Genomic DNA, 17,086 nt, shown 5'->3' on the forward strand with positions numbered 1-17,086 from the left:
TTTTCAAAGAGACTGAAAATGACTATCGATATTGGTTTTTCTAAGATCCGTGATTTCGAATACATTGCTAAACGAATCATTGAGAATTCTAATTATCATGGCGTAAGACCACCTGTAATGACTTTCACTGGTACTGTTAAGATCCATGGTTGCAACCTCGGTATCTGTCAGAAACCAGATGGTCGTTTGATCATTCAAACCAGAGAGACCATCGTTAACGAATCTAACAATTTCTTTGGTGCGTATGACTTTGTTCAAAAGAACAAAGAAGCTCTTGAGAAGATCTTTGATGCTGTTCGTAAGTCCTATTATCCGGCAGACTATAAAGACATCTATATCTTCACCGAATACTTTGGTCAGGGTATTCAACGTAAGGTTGGCGTTAAACATCTTGAACGTCGAGCTGCTATCCTCGATATCGTTATCAAAGACGATGAAGAGAACAAGACAAAGCTTGGCTATAAGAAACTTAGCAATTATCATGATCTGGGTAATGAATCTGTTATGTTCATTACCCAGTATCCTGGTTTCAGACAAGTGGTTGATTTCGGAGCATCTGAGGAGGAGCTTCGCTCTGTACTACAAATTCTTCAAGACTACACCTATGAAGTTGAGAAGAACTGCCCAGTAGCTAGATTCCATCTTCCTAACGATTTCAATGAACCACTGATTGGTGAGGGTATTGTCTGGCAGGCTATTGAAGGCCCTGAGAATCATCTAGGTCTGGTTTTCAAGGTTAAGGGCGTCAAGCACGTTAAGGTCAAAGAACCTAAGACTCCAGAAGAACTTGCACTCATGGATGCATCTACCGCGTTTGCCACAACTGCATTGGAATCTGGTCGCCTGGAGCAAGGTATCTTTAAGTTGCAAGAAAAGCTTCTTGATCCTAAAGATATTAAGAACACCAGTGTTTACGTGCGTTGGGTTGTATGTGATGTAACCGATGAACTCGGTGACAAAATCAAGGAACTCGGACTAGATGCCCGAGCAGTAGCTGTAGCAGTTGGTAAACAAGCTGCCGTCTACTTTATGAACCATGTCAAACAGGGAGATCAATCTGATGCCGATTGATGTACGATTCCATCCTCATGCAGTAAAGCTTGAGAAGACTGCTGCACTTGGACCTGGCGGTGATCGCTGGGTATGGGTACTTACGATCTCTTTCCTCGATAAGCAGGTTGTTAAATGGTATTCGACTGAGAAAGAAGCGAATGACCACATGCAGTTTGCTATCGAATTACTCAACCACTCTCGTGTAGCCTGTGAGAGAGATCAGTTTGAGAGAAATATAGTCAGAACGGCTATCGCATTCTTTGTTGGGGGTGCGGTAGGTGTTTGTCTTGTATCTTTAGCTATGAAAGTTTTCGCATGAAGTTACTAATATGTGGCCATGGTCAACATGGTAAAGACTCTGTAGCTGATCTGCTTTGTGATTTCAACAATTATAAAGCTAGCTCATCATCAGCATATGCTATGAAAGTCCTAGAAGATGTCATTATGGCTCACACTGGATATAGTAGCTTTGCCGAATGTTACGAGAAGAGAAGTCTCCATAGACCTTATCTCTATGAACTTATCAGGAACTACAATACTCCCGATAAGGCAAGGCTGTCTAGAGAGATTCTACAGGAACACCAAATCTATGTAGGGATGCGTGATCTTGAAGAATTTAATGCATCTAAACATCTCTATGATCTAAAGGTTTGGGTTGATGCTAGTGGGCGAGGTGTTCCTTTGGAACCAATTACATCTTTCAATATTCCGAAAGATGAATTCGATGTCATCATTGAAAACAATGGTACATATGACCAATTGGTTTATAAGGTTGCCAAACTAGCTAACTCATTGCAAGATCATCCTGGTAAGATCGTAGGTTCTTTCTGTGATGGTGTGAATCTTTATTACATGAGGTCCGATGGTAAGGGTGCTCATGTTAGAGATAAAGTAGCTGCTCAATACAATAGTGTTAAATGTGGCTACAGTGATGGTATCACTGTGAAGCAAATGATCGATCATTTCGGATACACCAAATGAAGAAATGAAAGTTTAACTTGAAAGACTACTAATATGTTACAACACCCAGCAAATGGGATAATACTTAGTACCTCTTGCATTTCCCACAAACTAGTAGCTAAAGTAGCTGATGGATGTGGTGGTAGCTATGAAAGAGATATTGAAGTAAACAGTCCGCAATGCGGATACAAACCAAAACTTTCTATAAAGGAAATCAAAGTGAACAAGCTCATCGCTGTTAACATCCATGCCCTGACTGATCTGGCTGCTTCCACTGCTGAAAAGGAAGCTCTGGCTGCATTCGGTCTGCCCGTGATTCATGATGCTGAGATCCAAGCCATCATGGAAGAAGAGCAAGCTAGCGCTCGTAAGGAAGCAACTCGTGCTGCCGTGAAGGAAATCATGGCAATCAACCAAGTTGCTGAAGCTGAACTTCGTGCACAGTTCGAAATGATCCGCGCTGCCAATCGTCAGATTGCACTGGCTCGTGAGAACGCCAAGAACATTGCACTGGCTCGTGCTTACGGTGCTGAAACCCGCGATTACATCCCACTGATGGTTCTGCTGGGTGCTCCTGTTTCTCGTGAACTGCAACATGGTGTTCCTCTCGAATGGCTGCAAGCCAATGCTGAGAAGGTGCTGACTGCATTCAAGGAACAAGGTCAAGCTGTGGCTGCTGCGAAGAAGGCAACTCCTCGCGCTGCTACCAAGACTGCTGCTCGCAAGTAATAGTGCGCTAGGTCCAATCCCGTGAAGGCCGGGATCGTTAGGGGTAATCCCCCTAACGCGACGCTTTAACACTATCTAGTATTCATCTCTTTAACATTAGGTTATAGGGATAATACTATTACTATTTATATACTAACCGGATTAACCCACCCGCTTCAAGCAACGGGGGAACCTAAACTGGACTCTAAAGAGCATAGTTTAGGGTGGTTCCTAGACTGCATTCACTTCGGTGAGGAATGTTAAGAGTTATCAATATAGATCATCTATTATTAATACTATCTTCAATAATAGATTCTTCTTCTGAAAATCTCTTTACTAAGACAGCAAGGAATCATCAAACGCATAAAGGCCATCCACTTCGGTGGGTGGTTCTTTTTGCTGCTTTTTCTTTTTTGATAACTTGGACACAAAAAGAGTTTAGTCTACTCGGCAAAAAGAAAGTAACAGACATGTCCCTTACCAAAGAAACGACTCTTGGCCAATTGTTTGAACAGGCCAGGAAAGACAATGGTACAACCATTGAACCTAATAACTTTGATGTCACCATTAAAGAGATGCAAGCTGAATTGGATTGTGTCTTAAAAGCAGCATTTGATGCTTGGTATGAACTACGTGTGATGCCTATTGATTGTTTGCGTGGTATCCCGCGTGTTCGATATATCGCTTCCAAAGGTAACGAAAATGGCAACAAAACTGAAGAGCATTATTGAAGGTGACCGGGAGTGGCATGTTCTGACATCTAAGGTTCCTAAGGATGAGCGTGTGATTACGTTCTCCTACGACCTGACAGAAGATAAGTTTGCTACCCATGCACCTCCTTCATACAAGAGCGACAATGGTCGTATTGTATTCCCAGGACACAGTATCGGATTTAAGCCAGAGAGTTTAGGTCAGTTCTATTACTGTGAGAAACACAATGCTGCTTACATGATGACTACCAAGTGTAATGAAGAGCAGCACTTGAACTATTTCTTACATCGTGTCCTTCGAATGAAGAAGAAAGACATCCCTAAGCGAAACAAAGACAGGGCTGATCGCGCATGGATTCATAGAAACAGAAATGCTCTATTGACATCATAAAAGGAGAGAGGGGGATGCCCCTCTCTTATGCCGTAGTAATGATAAATAAAATAAACAAAAAACATTATGTGTATAATACGGTTATTATGCAGTAACTTAAAGGTGACAGCGATGAAAGAAAAGCCCATACCCGGTCAACCACTGACTACTAAAGAAAAAAGTAGAATGTGTCTTTATGAACGAATGTCCTACTATCAAGATCAAGAGAAAGATCAGGCATTCAATCCATCAAATAGTGTTCTATTAGTGCGAGTCTCTTTTAAAAACATTAGACGCTTCTCTAAAGTTTTCGAGCAACCATTTGATACCGCTGGTTTCGATCTAATACAACAAACTGCTACTTATCTGCTTAACACCTTTAAAGCTAAGTATGCACATGTCGGTGTTGGTGAGATCACACTAGTACTTCATGGTACAGAGAAGACACCGCTTGATTATGGCGGTAAGAAACAGAAACTAGTTAGTGCTATTACTAGTGCTGCTGCTAGTCATTTTTCTTTGAAGCTAGCTAACTCCAACGACATTGATGATCTCTACGATAGAGGTATCTATCCAACTTTCGATGTCACTATCTTTAGAGTACCTAATAGAACAGAGACTGGTAATGCTCTCTTATGGGCTGAGAGAGAAAATACCAAGAAATGCATCATTGCTATTAGTAGCCATTTAGGTATTAGTAAAGATATTGATAATAAGACTTTCGTTGAACGAATTCGTATTATCAAAGAAGTACATAAATTCGATTGGGATAATGTCGATTCTAAATTCAAGAATGGCATTTATATCAAACGAAAGAAAGTACATTTAGAAGGTGAGGAATTCAGTAGATATATTACTGAGGTTCAACCTGAGTCATTTACTAATAGTAGTATTGACGAAAGAAATAAACGTATATTTATTTAATAGAAATCATATTAGAGAGTCCTATAATAGGACTCTCTTTATGTTGCAATAAAATTATTATAACAATATATCATGTCGTTGGTACTAGTATCGTGCCTATCTCTATAACCTAACTTTTAAGGTATTTCATGTCGAATGTTATTGATGGTGGTTTCGGAAAGAAACCCGTAGCAGAACAACAAGTGGCCACAGAACAAGTTGTTGTAGAAGAAGTTGATGTTGCGGCAGTGGCACCTGAAAGTCATTTCTATCCGTTCGAACGTCCCTTCATTGGATCGCATGGCATTATCACTCAGTTCTTCAAAGAAGGTAAAACTGACATGGCCATTATCCGTGGACGTAGTGGTCCTGATATTGGTATACCTACAGATTTCCTGCGTCGTCTCACCAAGAACTTCTCTGAACTGAGAATCGACGATCTGGTGGTTCTCGGTACGTTGCCTGATCAATCTATTGGTCCAGTTGCTATCCGTCGTATAGACGCACTGTCTAGCAATACCCTTTAAAAGACCATCATGGTAAAGGCTACTGCTGCCGATGGAAAGACCCCACTACATTCGGTTATTGGTGAGGGTATTTTTGTAAGTGCCGTAGAGTTTAATAAGCTCTATGGTTTAGTAACAGATCTAGAAAAGCAAGTTGCCGAGAAGCAAGACCGTCTTATTACTTGGCGTAATCTGGCTCTTCAATATGATCGACATCGAATGCAAGCATTGTGGTGGCTTCGTTCGATTAAAGAAGGTACAGCCACGACTGAGGATATTGAAAAGTTCCTCAAGAGTGTACCAGATAGCGGTGAAACTATCGTGAAGCAACATCTCGAAGAAGTAGCCAAACAACAGGGAAGTACAAAATGACCGTAGCAACAGATCCAGCAATCTTCAAGATGGGGAACTTCAATGTCGAACTTGATAAGTTACGCGATTGGAACAAAGCCGGTAAACTTTTCCCAAAGACTAGTGATAGCGCTTATCACCTTCTCTATCACATTCCGGCTAACTACAGCATTCCTGTAGCTACTCTGGGTAGCAACAATAACATTGTTTATACCCTGTCTGAGCTTCCGTCTCCCAATAAACGTAAACTGAAAGTCTTCATTCTCAGTTGTGAAGCTGACGGAACCATTCATGTCCGCAATCCTGATGGTCCCAATAAAAAGGCGATCATCTGCAAGAGTTCTGATGAACTCCATTCTCTCGTAGCATCAACTTAAAAGGAACAACGATGCGTGAAATGAAATATGTGGTTACCAAGACCAAAGAAGGTCCAGAACAAATCTTTATCTTTGATAAAGGACTTGACCATGATAGTTTCTATAATGTTCTGAGCTATATCAAAGTAGGCGATAATCGGAATTGGGAACGTCAATTCCGTGAACTGATTTCTGCTGGCTTCACTGACGGCAAAACCTGCTGGGGTAAATCTGAAACTCTGAATAAAGAGTCTCGTCCTAAAGTCGATACTGCTCTACTCTCTTAGTGTGAAGAATGGCTAAGAACTTTACACGAGAGGAAAAACACGATATCTTCCGACGAATCGTTGGAGGTGAGACATCGGTGTCTGTAGCTGCTAGCTATGAAGTTTCTACCACATGTGCTATAAGTAATATGTGTCTAGTCTCTGAGATGATCAGGGATTTTTTACCGAAGACTTTGGACAGTGTTCGAATAATGGCTAGAAGACCTAACGTCACGGCTTTGCGTGAGAATGCAGACTTTTGGTTGAAGAGTTTGGATAAGTTAGAACAGTCTCTAACCAAGAAGGGAAAACAAAAATGACATTGGCTGAAATGATTAAAGCCCTCAAGAGGCTTGATCCACGGATTCCGGTTTACAAACTGGCTAATCCACATAGCTATCGTGGTTACCATGAGCAGCTTGCTTTTGAGATTGATTCCAGTCTCACCATGGAAGCAGGTATTCTATTGGATATCTGTGAGAAGCTGTTGGGTTCAACACTCCATGGATACAAGGGTGGTGTCTACACAATCAAAGACAGTACTCCTGTCTGGATTGCTGAATACGGTAACACTGGTCGTCCACTCGAAGCTATTCAAGAAGATGGAAACATCATCTTGGGTGAAGACGACTAATGGATCAACCATATTCGTGGGCTAGACGAGGCGGTTACGAAGTATCATCGAAAGGTGACAAACGTTTCTCCGCCTTCTCTGCAAAGATAAAGCGCTTTGATAATCTAACTATTGAAGTGCTTTATCAATGTACAGATGAATTCGGTAAGGGTTGCGATCCTATCGGATTGGATTGGCGTAAAGGAAAAGGTTTCCGACCAGCCAATGGAAAGTCTCCAGAAGAACTGTATAAGGGTTATAAACAACTCTGGACATTTTGGATGGCTGAGAATATAGACCTAGTGTTTGAGCTTGCGGAGCGAGCAGCGGATGCAGGTTATGTGTTGACAGATTGTTTTGCCAGCACACCAGTAAACCAAGCAAGAGCTTTATCAGAATTACTGAACGAATTCTTTGGATTGAAAGGATAGATATGGGATTAGATGTAGATTATTATTCGATTCCAAAATCAATAGCTGATAAGAAAAGTATCCTTGATTGTGACAAGCTTTCAGTCATTGAGTATAACGAGATTAATTCTTCGGAATTTGAACATCTTAAATATTTCAGAAAAAACTCGATTAGTCGAGATATTTTCACAGAAATTATTCCACATAATCAATGTGATTATTATCTCTATAATAAAGAAGAGTTGGAGAGTAAACTCTCCACTTTAATTGAACGACGAGAGTACTTCTTAATGCTTGATACTGAAGATAGGTACAAAGAAGTACTCGAAGCTCTAACAGATATTATTCAGAAACTGGATTTCGAAAATAATTATTTTGTTTTCGCCTGGATCAGTTAATATTAAAAAAGTACACTTTAAAAGGAAATCCAAATGTACTACATTCAACGTTACAAGACAAAAGACAAAGTAAACCAAAAGGAAGCAAATAACGTTCCAACTATTGGACGTTTCCTGGATGGTGACTATATGGGTTCTGCCGAATTCGAATTCGGATCAGTTGGCCGTTCGTGGTCCAACATGTTGGAGAACCTTCCCAAGATCCACCGCCTGGATCTGACCTTCAAGGGTTCCGGTGTTGAAAAACAAGTTCCAATGTTTGTGATTGCAGATGAATCACAACTGGAAGGTATCAAAGATGAACTGAACAAACATCTCGATGGTAATCGAGTTGGTAAGTTGACCAAAGAATACACCGGTCTTTGGGAAACCTTTAAACACCAATACATCGAGAATCAAGAACGAACATGGAGTCTCGTCGATATATGGCAAGACGTTAGTCCTTTCGTTCGAACAGGACGAGCTAATGACCGTAGTGCGGTCTTTGGCTTGGACCCGAAACTTGTTATTCGGGTTTATATGGAACTTCTGCGCGCCAAGCTTATGAAAGATAAGGAGCCAGAAGTTTTTATCGGTGACTTGGTTTATGTGCAGCGTGGAGAGAAGATCGTCGAAGCTAAGGTGGTGGGCATTGGCGAATACTTCACTTACACATTGTCGTACTTCCAAAACCGAATGGTCGTCTCTGTATTTGATGTCCTAGCTAAAAAGGATGTACAGGACGATAGCTTTGTCAAGATGATTGGAGACCTTGACACTACCACTCCGCCTCTTGTATAAGAGTGTTATGTAAAGAAAGGATACTATCATGACCGAAGTGATTAACATCGACGTGGTGGGTAATTCTGTCCACAATTCCACGAAGATCAATCTAGATGCTCGGCCGTTGGGGATGACTTACCCAATGGACAGTGTAAGCGAACGCCAATTCGCTTATAACAAATACAATCGCTGGTTCCAGAATTCTGTAAGCCTGGGTAGCGATAAAGTTATGCCACAACTCAATGAGATGGTGGCACGAGCACTGAACGACAAGAAACTTGTTCTCGGATCTGAGTTTCATAATCACATCTCTCACGTTGATGTGGTTCTGAACTACTTGGTAAACGAGTTCAAGCGACGTGGATTCTACGTCAATACCAGCCGCGCCGACGTGCAACCGTAATCAGTTCCATACTGTAAAAGGAATCATCATGGAATTCCGTGAAAAACAAATCGAGTCTTTTATCGAGCAGACTCGTGAAATCTCAAAAACAATCGGAATGGTTCCATCTCCACGTACCGGTCACATGGTAGAAGAAGATGAGTACATTTCCGGTATCATTGGTGAAGTTGAAGAACGACTCATCGATTTGTCCTCTGCCCGTATCACCATTCTCAACTACCTGAACCAGCAAGTTGATAGTGGTAACGGTGAAGCATTCAATCGAATGCGTGAAGAGTTCTTGAAGATCAGTACTTGGGTTCGTAACATCGAAATCGAAGTCCTGGGCCACCCGGCAGTGGATGAAACATCCATCAACCCTGATACACAAAAACCAATAGTTGATTCTACTGTCCTCCAAGAGGTAGTAGAGCAACACTTCCCACCAGGTTTCCGTGCTTTCACCGGTGCCGAAGAAGCAGCCATAAAGGCTATGCAAGAAAAGGTCGAGGAAGAAAAGGCCACTCAAGAAACTTCGGAATACGATCCCTACCACAAGTTCGAGGGTCAGTCCGAAGAAGAGTGGGTGAAACGTCTCAATGCCAAAGAGCACGAAGCCACGATGTATTCGATTGCAAGTTACATTGCAGCGAATAACCCATTGTTCACCAATGACCTGATCAGTTTGATCGACATTGTGATCTTCAAGAAGTTCAGTAGTCTGGTCAATGAAAACTTCGTCCGTCGTATCAATGAACTGATGGCGGAAGATAATGTTGAACTGCCAGACGCTACTTCCATCCGTGTTGCCGTCTTGATGGTGGCTAATAATCTGTTTGCTAAGGAATTCGAAACCGAGTCTGTGGATTTCAGTACTCGTAAACTGATGACACTGAGCAGTGATGTTCTGGGGTCATCGGTTACATTCCGGCCTGCTGATATGAAGGAATGCATTCAGTATGTGTTCCTGAAGATGGCGGCTCTGAGACCTTTGACTGAAACAGATATCGGAGTCCTGTCCAAGTTCGTTGAATTGAACAAGGATAAGGAAGAAGATATTGACCACATTCATGGTGCTCTCAATGGCATGGCACAACTCTATGCCTTCACTAACTTTACCGACTCAGCCATTATGATTTCGACGGAAATGGATAAACTCTTCCAGAGTGAACCATCTACTCCTGTTGAAACACCGGTTGAATCTACTGAAGCAAATGAAGACGTAGGTTAATAACCTAAAAGATTAGCACCTTCGGGTGCTTTTCTTTTTTGCTTAAATAAAAAGTTTATAGCAATATATAGTAAAAGTGAGCTAAGATTCACTTAGTAAAAATTAACCAGTCTATTAACTGATAACTATTAGACATTTTAAAAGGTAAGCATCATGCAAGTTACAATTTATACTGATTCCGACGCTATGAATAATATTCGTAAGTGGATGGAATATGAGACAAAAGGTTATTTCCATTACCCCAATAATGCGACTGGGGTGTTGCTGAAGGAACACATCTTCATTCCAGATTGGATGCGTAAGCATATCCAGCCCTCTGGATACAAGAATGTTGGTTCCTATGAATGTGTTGACGGACGTTTCTACATCGGTAAACAAGGCGAATGGTTCTCCATTGATGCCAACGGTGTTATCAAAATGGGTGGTCAGTTCCATGAACTTCAGTATTATCTGAAGGTAATCCGCAATGGCGGTAAGGTATTGGGTTGGAAGTACTACGGAAACCATCCAGAACACGTCAAGTGCCCTCCATGGGAGATCCATGTGGATCTGGAAGACGTAGCTGACTACTGCACTTCTAAGCCCCGTACGATGGAAATTGACGGTAAACATAAAGTCATCCACATTGGGTGCCAAGATTCCTGTGGAATCGATAAGAAAAACTGCCTGATTCTGTAAAGAAGACCATAAAAAGAGAGACCTACGGGTCTCTCTTTATGATGATTCTTTTCATTTTTTGTTTTTTGTCAATAAATAAAGTTTATCACTAAATCCTTTGCATGAAGGGGAAAACCCAAAACCCCTTTTTTCTCACTAACTAACCAATTCAAAGGAAACGAAGATGTCTAATGTAACAGTTTACTCAAAGCCAAATTGCCCTCAATGTACCCAAACGAAGAAAAAGTTGGAACAAAGGGGCATTGCTTTTGAGGTAATTGACATCAGCCAAGATAAACAAGCAGCACAGACCGTTACGGATCTGGGCTATAGACAAGTTCCTGTGGTTGTTTCTGGTGAAAAGCACTGGTCTGGGTTCCGTCCTGACCTGTTGGGTGCTCTGTGAAAGTAGTTTATTGGTCTAGTAAATCCGAAAGCACCCATCGTTTCGTTCAAAAACTTAATATTGAAAATATTAGACTGCCTTTGAATGGTACGTGTGAGGTAGAGATAGATGAACCATTTATCCTTATCTTACCGAGTTACGGGGATACTGTTGAGACAGCGATACCAAAAGTTGTTAATAGATTCTTAGCTAATAAGAAAAACAGTAGCTTAATGCGTGGTGTGATTGGTGGAGGGAATACTGACTTCGGTAGCAAGTTCTGTATAGCTGCTAAAGTTGTTAGTCATTTCTTCAGGACTAGACTATTGTATCAATTCGAGATATCAGGTACTCCAACTGATGTCTCAAATGTACAAGAAATCATTCAGAAACAATTGAGGATCGAAAATGGATCAAACAGTTAGTAATGTAGCAGAAGACTACTTCTCCTACAATGCAATGCTTAACCTGCTAAGTGAAGACGGTCAAATTCAATTTGACAAGGATAAGATTGCTGTTCGACAATATTTCCTGCAACATGTGAATAAGAACATGGTGTTCTTCCATGATCTTCAGGAAAAGCTTGATTATCTGGTCGATAATAAGTACTACGAGAAGGAACTTCTCGATAAGTATTCATACGAAGATATCAAGAAGATATTCAAATCTGTTTATGCGCATAAATTCCGATTTGAGTCTTTTCAGGGTGCTTACAAGTTCTACAAACAGTATGCATTGAAGACCAACGATGGCCAACGTTATCTAGAACGTCTGGAAGATCGTGTGGCTATGTCTGCCCTTTATTTGGGCGATGGCAGTACTGAAGAAGCATTTGATTACGCTGAAGAGATCATTTCTGGCCGTTATCAGCCAGCAACTCCTACGTTCTTGAATGCTGGTCGTAAACAACGTGGTGAACCTGTAAGTTGTTTCCTGATTAATGTCCCAGATGACATGGAATCGATTGCACGTTCGATTGGATCTGCCCTCCAATTGTCTAAACGCGGCGGCGGGGTTGCTCTTTGCTTGACCGACGTTCGTGAGGCTGGTGCCCCTATTAAAGGCATTGATGGTGCTGCGGCTGGCTTAGTCCGCATCATGAAGCTCTATGAAGACAGCTTTGGTTATGCTGATCAGCTTGGACAACGTGACGGTGCTGGTGCGGTCTATGTCCATGCGTGTCACCCTGACATTATGGCTGTTCTCGACACCAAACGAGAAAATGCCGATGAGAAAGTTCGCATCAAGACCTTGAGTATTGGTGTGGTTATTCCAGACATCTTGTACGAGATGTGTGAGAAGAACGAAGCTCTTTATCTGTTCTCACCATATGACGTGATGCGTCTGTATGGTATTCCTCTGAGTATGATCAATGTTACCGAAAGGTATCATGAACTCGTAGCTAATAAGGGGATTCGTAAGAAGAAGGTTAATGCCCGTAAGCTGTTGGAAGCTATCGGTAAGATTAACGGTGAATCTGGTTATCCTTACATCATGAACGAAGACGTGGTCAACGCCGCTAATCCGATTGATGGATATGTCCGTATGTCTAATCTTTGCAGTGAAATCCTGCAAGTACAGACGGATTCGGAAATGAACGAAGACGGCAGCTACAAGGTTGTTGGTAAAGATGTTTCTTGTAACCTCGGTTCACTGAACGTTTTCAAGACATTCCATTCACCTAACTTCAGTAAGACTATTGAAGTTGCATGTCGTGCCTTGACTAAGGTTTCTGATCTATCGAACATTGCTTGTGTTCCTTCGATTGATAATGGTAACAAAATGTCCCATGCTATTGGCTTGGGTGCAATGAACCTCCATGGATTCTTTGGACATCACCGTATCATGTATGGTAGTCCAGCCTCCATTGACTTCACTGATCTGTTTTTCATGACAGTGAATTATCATTCGATTCTGTCGAGTTGCAAGATTGCTCAAGAGAAGAAGCAAACATTCGAAGGCTTTGAGAAGTCCGACTACGCTAGCGGTGTTTATTTTGATAAATACCTCAATCGTGATCTGACACCACAAACCGAGCAAATCAGAAAACTGTTTGCTGAATATGGTTTCGAAGTTCCTACCAAGCAAATGTGGGAAGCTCTTCGTGATCTGGTAATGGTGCATGGTTTGTACAACCAGTACCGCATGGCTATCCCGCCAACTGGTTCTATTTCTTATGTGAACAATTCGACAGCTTCGATTCACCCAATCGCTGCTAAGATTGAAATCCGTAAGGAAGGTAAGACTGGTCGTAGCTACTATCCTGCTCCACACATGACCAACGATAACCTTGAGTTCTTCGTTGATGCATACGAGCTTGGTTACAAGGCTGTTATCGATGTTTACGCTGCTGCTACACCTCACGTTGATCAAGGATTGTCCCTGACAATCTTCTTGCATGATGGTGTCTCTACTCGTGACATCAACAAAATGCAGATCTACGCACGCAGTAAAGGTATCAAGACGATCTATTATGTTCGTCTGCGTAAGTCGATTCTGTCGGGAACTGAAGTGGAAGGTTGCGTGTCTTGCGCTGTTTAATCAAATAGGAAACGAAGATGTCAGTTATTGAGATCGATAAACTACCGCCCGGAGTTGGTGAATTCGTCAAGAAGCCAGTCCGAGTCCGTGCTATGCAGTTCACATATCCAACTAGTCAAGAATTGATTGATTGGGTTGGTGCTAACATGGGAACTCCAATGAAAGCTAAAGATGGAAAGTCTAAAGCTCAAGTCCGTATTCTAACTTTGGAAGACGGTGCGCCTGGAAGCTCCCATCAAGTTGAACACATCGCAACTGAGGGTGATTGGATTATTCAGGGAACCAAGGGCGAGTTCTATCCCTGTAAACCTGACATCTTCGAAGAAACATATCAGGCAGTAAACAATGCATGACGGTTATACACCTTCTTCGAATAACATAGCAATCCCTAAGGATGAATACCAATCTTTACTTAGAATCAAGACTAAGTACAAGGATCTTTTAGCTGCTATTAAGAATCTACGACGCTTTAAGGTAGGTTATGTTGATAGACATTCTTCCCCTAGTATGTTACCGGATGATAATGGTGAATATATTAGGCTCAAAGATCTGTCTGATTTAACACTTACCGATGAGGAAATCTCTAGGCGTAATAAGATTAGTAAGATAGACGAAGAAATCAATCGCCTGAATGCAGAAAGAGAAAAGCTTTCAAATGGAAAATAACACAACTCCAAGACTTATTCCAGCTATCAATTGGAATAAAGTTGAAGACCCTAAAGATCTTGAAGTATGGAATCGCATGACTAGCAACTTCTGGTTGCCTGAACGTGTGCCAGTTTCTAATGACATTATGTCGTGGGGAACCTTCACTGATCTTGAAAAGCGTAAGACGATGGAAGTCTTTGCTGGACTGACTTTGCTCGACACCGTTCAATCACAAGTTGGTGCTCTCTCGATGAAGCCAGATGTGCGTACTCCTCACGAGGATGCTAATCTGGAATTCATTGCAGCTATGGAAGCTATCCATGCTAAGAGCTATTCCAGTATCTTCTCCACTCTCTGTAGCTCAGAAGAGATCGATGATCTGTTCCGTTGGACTGGTGAGAATCCGCTACTCATCAAGAAACAAACGATCATCCTGAGTTACTACGATGGTAAGTGCCCATTGATGCGTAAGGTAGCTAGTGTATTGCTGGAATCATTCCTGTTCTACTCTGGTTTCTATCTTCCGTTCTATTGGTCGAGTCGTGGTAAACTGACTAACACCGCTGACATGATTCGATTGATCTTGTCTGACGAAGGTGTGCATGGTCATTACATCGGATATAAATTCCAACTGGCATTTAAGGAACTCACTCCTGAACGTCAAGAAGAAATCCGAGACAAAGCATACTCACTCCTGATGGAGTTGTATGAAAACGAAATCGAATATACTCGAAGCATCTACGATGATCTGGGTATGACTGAGGACGTTACCAATTATCTCCACTACAATGCTAACAAGGCATTGATGAATATGGGTTTCGATCCTATATTCCCACCGGAGATCTGTAAGGTCAACCCTGCTGTCATGGCATCATTGGTTCCTGCTGGAGATGAAACCCACGATTTCTTCTCTGGTGGTGGTTCAGCATACGCAATGCTGCGTGTCGAACCTACAACTGATGCTGATTGGGCAGGTTGGAGAGGTAACTAAGTAAGGGGAGGCTTCGGCCTCCCTTTATGTTTGGAGACTAGAATGACCACTGAGAAAAGATCGGATGGAATACCTGCTAGTCAAGACGAGCGTAAGTTGAGAAGACTGCTCTGTGTTGCTCATGAAGAATTACCATATATGGATGATGGTGAGGCACAAGGACCAACGCTAGACTGGATGAGATGTTCTATTTCTGATATAGAGAACCGTATCAGAGAAATCAACCTGAAGAAAATTGAGAGGAATCAAAATGACAGTAGCGTATCTTGATTGTGAATTCAACGGTTACAAAGGTGACCTGATTTCATTGGCTTTAGTTATTGATGACAATAACTATTTCTACGAAGTACTGGGTTGCCCTAATCCTGTTCCATGGGTGGCAGAGAATGTAATACCTATCCTGAACAAAGAACCCATTGCACCACACGACTTCAAACAGAAACTTGAAGCTTTCATTACCAAATATAAAGACTTGGTAGTGGTTGCTGATTGGCCAGATGATATCAAATACCTTTGTGAAGCAATGATCGTTGCACCGGGTGTTTGTATAGACACACCGAATAAACTCAGCTTTGTTCTCAAACGTGTGGATGCTCCAAGTGAACAACCACACAACGCTTTGGCGGATGCTAAAGGCATCAAGAAGTTCATTGAGAATCAGTGATGAAGGTTGGTGTTATCTATGCTAGGAGTCTGAACAATGTCATTGGAGATAAAGGAAATCTTCCCTGGCATTTACCAGAAGACTTAAAGCATTTTAAAGAAACTACACGAGATTGTGTAGTAGCCATGGGTAGAAAGACATGGGAGACTCTCCCAATTAAACCCCTACCTAATAGAACAAACCTCGTATTAACTAGCTCGTCACTTTATCATCCAGAAGTTATTACTTCACGTTCTATCCTGGAAGCAACTAACGAAGCTTTCTATAGAAGGAAAGACATCTGGTTTATTGGGGGCAGTAACGTAATTAAACGTGCTTTAAAGGTCGCAGATACAGTTGTCGTTACCGAAGTACTTAATAACTATGAAGGCGATACTACCGTCGAAGATCTTGCGGATGAATGGAAAATGATTTCAAAAACATCCCATCGATCTAACACTGGTATCAATTTTAATATATTAAAGTACGAGAGAAGTGATAACTATGTCAGTACTAATACCTGTTGAAGGGAAGTTTCTGGCACTCACTGTGGTCGGAAAAAACTCAGAGAATACTAAACTCCCATTTCCAGCGGATGCAGTATTTACATGGGCTATCGACAATCCAGTGATTGCTACGATCTCCGAAATTACTCCAGGAGACGGGACTATTAGAAAGATTGCTCCCAATGCATCTGGAGAACAGGGTACTGTTAAAGTTACTTGTACGGTCGCTTTCAAGGATACTTTTGATAATGATCGTCCTGTCACTTTGACTAATACCTTCACTGTGTTGATCGGTGAAGAATTACCTACTGCTGTTGATTTTGAATCATCGGTAGAGGATAATCCTTAATCAACATTTCTTTTTTGTTATAACTAGGAGTTAATTATGGCTGTTTCAGTTGACGTTGCAGGTAAGCTGGTTAACATCGATGTGGTCTTCAAGGACAAACTCGGTGCTGCCGTGGCTGCCCCTGCTGGTGCTACGTACGCTTGGTCGGTGACTGCTGGTAGCGAATTCGTTACCGTGGTTGGTTCTGGTGCTGGTAATACCGTGGGTAAGGTAACCCCTGTCGCCCCCGGTACTGCTACCGTGAGTCTGACTGTTTCGGGTGGTGGCTTGGCTGCTCCCCTGACTGGTACTTTGGAAGTTACGGTTCTGGCTATGGAGCCTGAATCTATCGAACTCAATGGTACGGTTGTTGATGCAGAATAATGCATAAATAACATTTAAAGGGTA

29 protein-coding genes are annotated in these 17,086 nt (G+C 41.8%); all 29 read left to right on the forward strand.

Going from position 1 to position 17,086, the window contains the following annotated elements:
* The first annotated feature begins 18 nt into the window (after positions 1 to 18).
* The 29 genes from RR877_RS00425 to RR877_RS00565 all read left to right on the forward strand — a co-directional run bounded on the left by RR877_RS00425 (position 19) and on the right by RR877_RS00565 (position 17,062).
* Positions 19 to 1,071, forward strand: coding sequence for an RNA ligase family protein (locus RR877_RS00425; RefSeq protein ID WP_332627326.1), 1,053 nt, complete (start codon positions 19 to 21; stop codon positions 1,069 to 1,071).
* Positions 1,061 to 1,372: a hypothetical protein gene (locus RR877_RS00430; protein ID WP_332627328.1), complete on the forward strand. Its 312-nt coding sequence runs from the start codon at positions 1,061 to 1,063 to the stop codon at positions 1,370 to 1,372. The genes RR877_RS00425 and RR877_RS00430 overlap by 11 nt, the downstream gene beginning before the upstream one ends.
* Entirely contained in the window at positions 1,369 to 2,034 is a 666-nt protein-coding gene (locus RR877_RS00435) for a hypothetical protein (protein ID WP_332627329.1), read from the forward strand. Before RR877_RS00430 ends, RR877_RS00435 begins: the two co-directional genes overlap by 4 nt.
* Positions 2,035 to 2,232: 198 nt before the next feature.
* On the forward strand, positions 2,233 to 2,742 hold the full coding sequence (locus RR877_RS00440) for a hypothetical protein (RefSeq protein WP_332627331.1): 510 nt from the start codon (positions 2,233 to 2,235) through the stop codon (positions 2,740 to 2,742).
* A 236-nt stretch (positions 2,743 to 2,978) separates the two neighbouring features.
* Positions 2,979 to 3,452 carry a hypothetical protein gene (locus RR877_RS00445; protein WP_332627333.1) on the forward strand — a complete coding sequence of 158 codons (474 nt, stop codon included), beginning with the start codon at positions 2,979 to 2,981 and terminating at the stop codon, positions 3,450 to 3,452.
* Positions 3,424 to 3,822, forward strand: coding sequence for a hypothetical protein (locus RR877_RS00450; protein WP_332627334.1), 399 nt, complete (start codon positions 3,424 to 3,426; stop codon positions 3,820 to 3,822). Before RR877_RS00445 ends, RR877_RS00450 begins: the two co-directional genes overlap by 29 nt.
* A 111-nt stretch (positions 3,823 to 3,933) precedes the next feature.
* On the forward strand, positions 3,934 to 4,725 hold the full coding sequence (locus tag RR877_RS00455) for a tRNA(His) guanylyltransferase Thg1 family protein (RefSeq protein WP_332627335.1): 792 nt from the start codon (positions 3,934 to 3,936) through the stop codon (positions 4,723 to 4,725).
* Positions 4,726 to 4,853: 128 nt separating this feature from the next.
* Positions 4,854 to 5,231, forward strand: coding sequence for a hypothetical protein (locus tag RR877_RS00460; RefSeq protein ID WP_332627336.1), 378 nt, complete (start codon positions 4,854 to 4,856; stop codon positions 5,229 to 5,231).
* Positions 5,232 to 5,240: 9 nt separating this feature from the next.
* Positions 5,241 to 5,582 (forward strand): hypothetical protein, encoded by a 342-nt coding sequence (locus RR877_RS00465; protein WP_332627337.1) that lies wholly within the window; start codon positions 5,241 to 5,243, stop codon positions 5,580 to 5,582.
* Positions 5,579 to 5,938 carry a hypothetical protein gene (locus tag RR877_RS00470; protein WP_332627339.1) on the forward strand — a complete coding sequence of 120 codons (360 nt, stop codon included), beginning with the start codon at positions 5,579 to 5,581 and terminating at the stop codon, positions 5,936 to 5,938. Before RR877_RS00465 ends, RR877_RS00470 begins: the two co-directional genes overlap by 4 nt.
* Positions 5,939 to 5,949: 11 nt before the next feature.
* Positions 5,950 to 6,204, forward strand: coding sequence for a hypothetical protein (locus RR877_RS00475; RefSeq protein ID WP_332627341.1), 255 nt, complete (start codon positions 5,950 to 5,952; stop codon positions 6,202 to 6,204).
* A 295-nt stretch (positions 6,205 to 6,499) separates the two neighbouring features.
* The gene (locus RR877_RS00480) at positions 6,500 to 6,817 is read left to right on the forward strand and encodes a hypothetical protein (protein WP_332627343.1); all 318 of its coding nucleotides are present in this window, start codon (positions 6,500 to 6,502) and stop codon (positions 6,815 to 6,817) included.
* Positions 6,817 to 7,227, forward strand: a complete 411-nt coding sequence (locus tag RR877_RS00485) for a hypothetical protein (RefSeq protein ID WP_332627344.1) — start codon at positions 6,817 to 6,819, stop codon at positions 7,225 to 7,227. Before RR877_RS00480 ends, RR877_RS00485 begins: the two co-directional genes overlap by 1 nt.
* Before the next feature lie 2 nt (positions 7,228 to 7,229).
* The gene (locus RR877_RS00490; protein ID WP_332627346.1) at positions 7,230 to 7,604 is read left to right on the forward strand and encodes a hypothetical protein; all 375 of its coding nucleotides are present in this window, start codon (positions 7,230 to 7,232) and stop codon (positions 7,602 to 7,604) included.
* Positions 7,605 to 7,637: 33 nt separating this feature from the next.
* On the forward strand, positions 7,638 to 8,384 hold the full coding sequence (locus RR877_RS00495) for a hypothetical protein (protein ID WP_332627347.1): 747 nt from the start codon (positions 7,638 to 7,640) through the stop codon (positions 8,382 to 8,384).
* Positions 8,385 to 8,412: 28 nt separating this feature from the next.
* Positions 8,413 to 8,769 (forward strand): hypothetical protein, encoded by a 357-nt coding sequence (locus tag RR877_RS00500; RefSeq protein WP_332627348.1) that lies wholly within the window; start codon positions 8,413 to 8,415, stop codon positions 8,767 to 8,769.
* A 28-nt stretch (positions 8,770 to 8,797) separates the two neighbouring features.
* On the forward strand, positions 8,798 to 9,979 hold the full coding sequence (locus RR877_RS00505; RefSeq protein WP_332627349.1) for a hypothetical protein: 1,182 nt from the start codon (positions 8,798 to 8,800) through the stop codon (positions 9,977 to 9,979).
* Positions 9,980 to 10,132: 153 nt separating this feature from the next.
* Positions 10,133 to 10,657: a hypothetical protein gene (locus RR877_RS00510; protein ID WP_332627351.1), complete on the forward strand. Its 525-nt coding sequence runs from the start codon at positions 10,133 to 10,135 to the stop codon at positions 10,655 to 10,657.
* A 163-nt stretch (positions 10,658 to 10,820) separates the two neighbouring features.
* Positions 10,821 to 11,042, forward strand: coding sequence for a glutaredoxin family protein (locus tag RR877_RS00515; RefSeq protein WP_332627353.1), 222 nt, complete (start codon positions 10,821 to 10,823; stop codon positions 11,040 to 11,042).
* On the forward strand, positions 11,039 to 11,446 hold the full coding sequence (gene nrdI, locus RR877_RS00520; protein WP_332627354.1) for a class Ib ribonucleoside-diphosphate reductase assembly flavoprotein NrdI: 408 nt from the start codon (positions 11,039 to 11,041) through the stop codon (positions 11,444 to 11,446). The genes RR877_RS00515 and nrdI overlap by 4 nt, the downstream gene beginning before the upstream one ends.
* Positions 11,430 to 13,562: a class 1b ribonucleoside-diphosphate reductase subunit alpha gene (gene nrdE, locus RR877_RS00525; RefSeq protein ID WP_332627355.1), complete on the forward strand. Its 2,133-nt coding sequence runs from the start codon at positions 11,430 to 11,432 to the stop codon at positions 13,560 to 13,562. Before nrdI ends, nrdE begins: the two co-directional genes overlap by 17 nt.
* Before the next feature lie 17 nt (positions 13,563 to 13,579).
* Positions 13,580 to 13,915, forward strand: a complete 336-nt coding sequence (locus RR877_RS00530; protein ID WP_332627356.1) for a hypothetical protein — start codon at positions 13,580 to 13,582, stop codon at positions 13,913 to 13,915.
* Complete coding sequence (locus tag RR877_RS00535) at positions 13,908 to 14,228, forward strand: hypothetical protein (RefSeq protein ID WP_332627357.1); 321 nt, start codon at positions 13,908 to 13,910, stop codon at positions 14,226 to 14,228. Before RR877_RS00530 ends, RR877_RS00535 begins: the two co-directional genes overlap by 8 nt.
* Positions 14,218 to 15,201: a class 1b ribonucleoside-diphosphate reductase subunit beta gene (gene nrdF, locus RR877_RS00540; protein WP_332627358.1), complete on the forward strand. Its 984-nt coding sequence runs from the start codon at positions 14,218 to 14,220 to the stop codon at positions 15,199 to 15,201. Before RR877_RS00535 ends, nrdF begins: the two co-directional genes overlap by 11 nt.
* Before the next feature lie 42 nt (positions 15,202 to 15,243).
* Entirely contained in the window at positions 15,244 to 15,471 is a 228-nt protein-coding gene (locus RR877_RS00545; RefSeq protein WP_332627360.1) for a hypothetical protein, read from the forward strand.
* A complete protein-coding gene (locus RR877_RS00550; protein WP_332627362.1) occupies positions 15,452 to 15,865 on the forward strand; it encodes a hypothetical protein in 414 nt (137 codons plus the stop codon). Before RR877_RS00545 ends, RR877_RS00550 begins: the two co-directional genes overlap by 20 nt.
* Complete coding sequence (locus RR877_RS00555) at positions 15,865 to 16,371, forward strand: dihydrofolate reductase (protein WP_332627594.1); 507 nt, start codon at positions 15,865 to 15,867, stop codon at positions 16,369 to 16,371. Before RR877_RS00550 ends, RR877_RS00555 begins: the two co-directional genes overlap by 1 nt.
* Entirely contained in the window at positions 16,349 to 16,699 is a 351-nt protein-coding gene (locus RR877_RS00560; RefSeq protein WP_332627364.1) for a hypothetical protein, read from the forward strand. Before RR877_RS00555 ends, RR877_RS00560 begins: the two co-directional genes overlap by 23 nt.
* Positions 16,700 to 16,735: 36 nt before the next feature.
* Positions 16,736 to 17,062 (forward strand): hypothetical protein, encoded by a 327-nt coding sequence (locus RR877_RS00565; protein WP_332627365.1) that lies wholly within the window; start codon positions 16,736 to 16,738, stop codon positions 17,060 to 17,062.
* Positions 17,063 to 17,086 lie beyond the last annotated feature (24 nt).

Source organism: Aurantimicrobium sp., from assembly GCF_036667855.1.
GTDB lineage: Bacteria > Actinomycetota > Actinomycetes > Actinomycetales > Microbacteriaceae > Aurantimicrobium.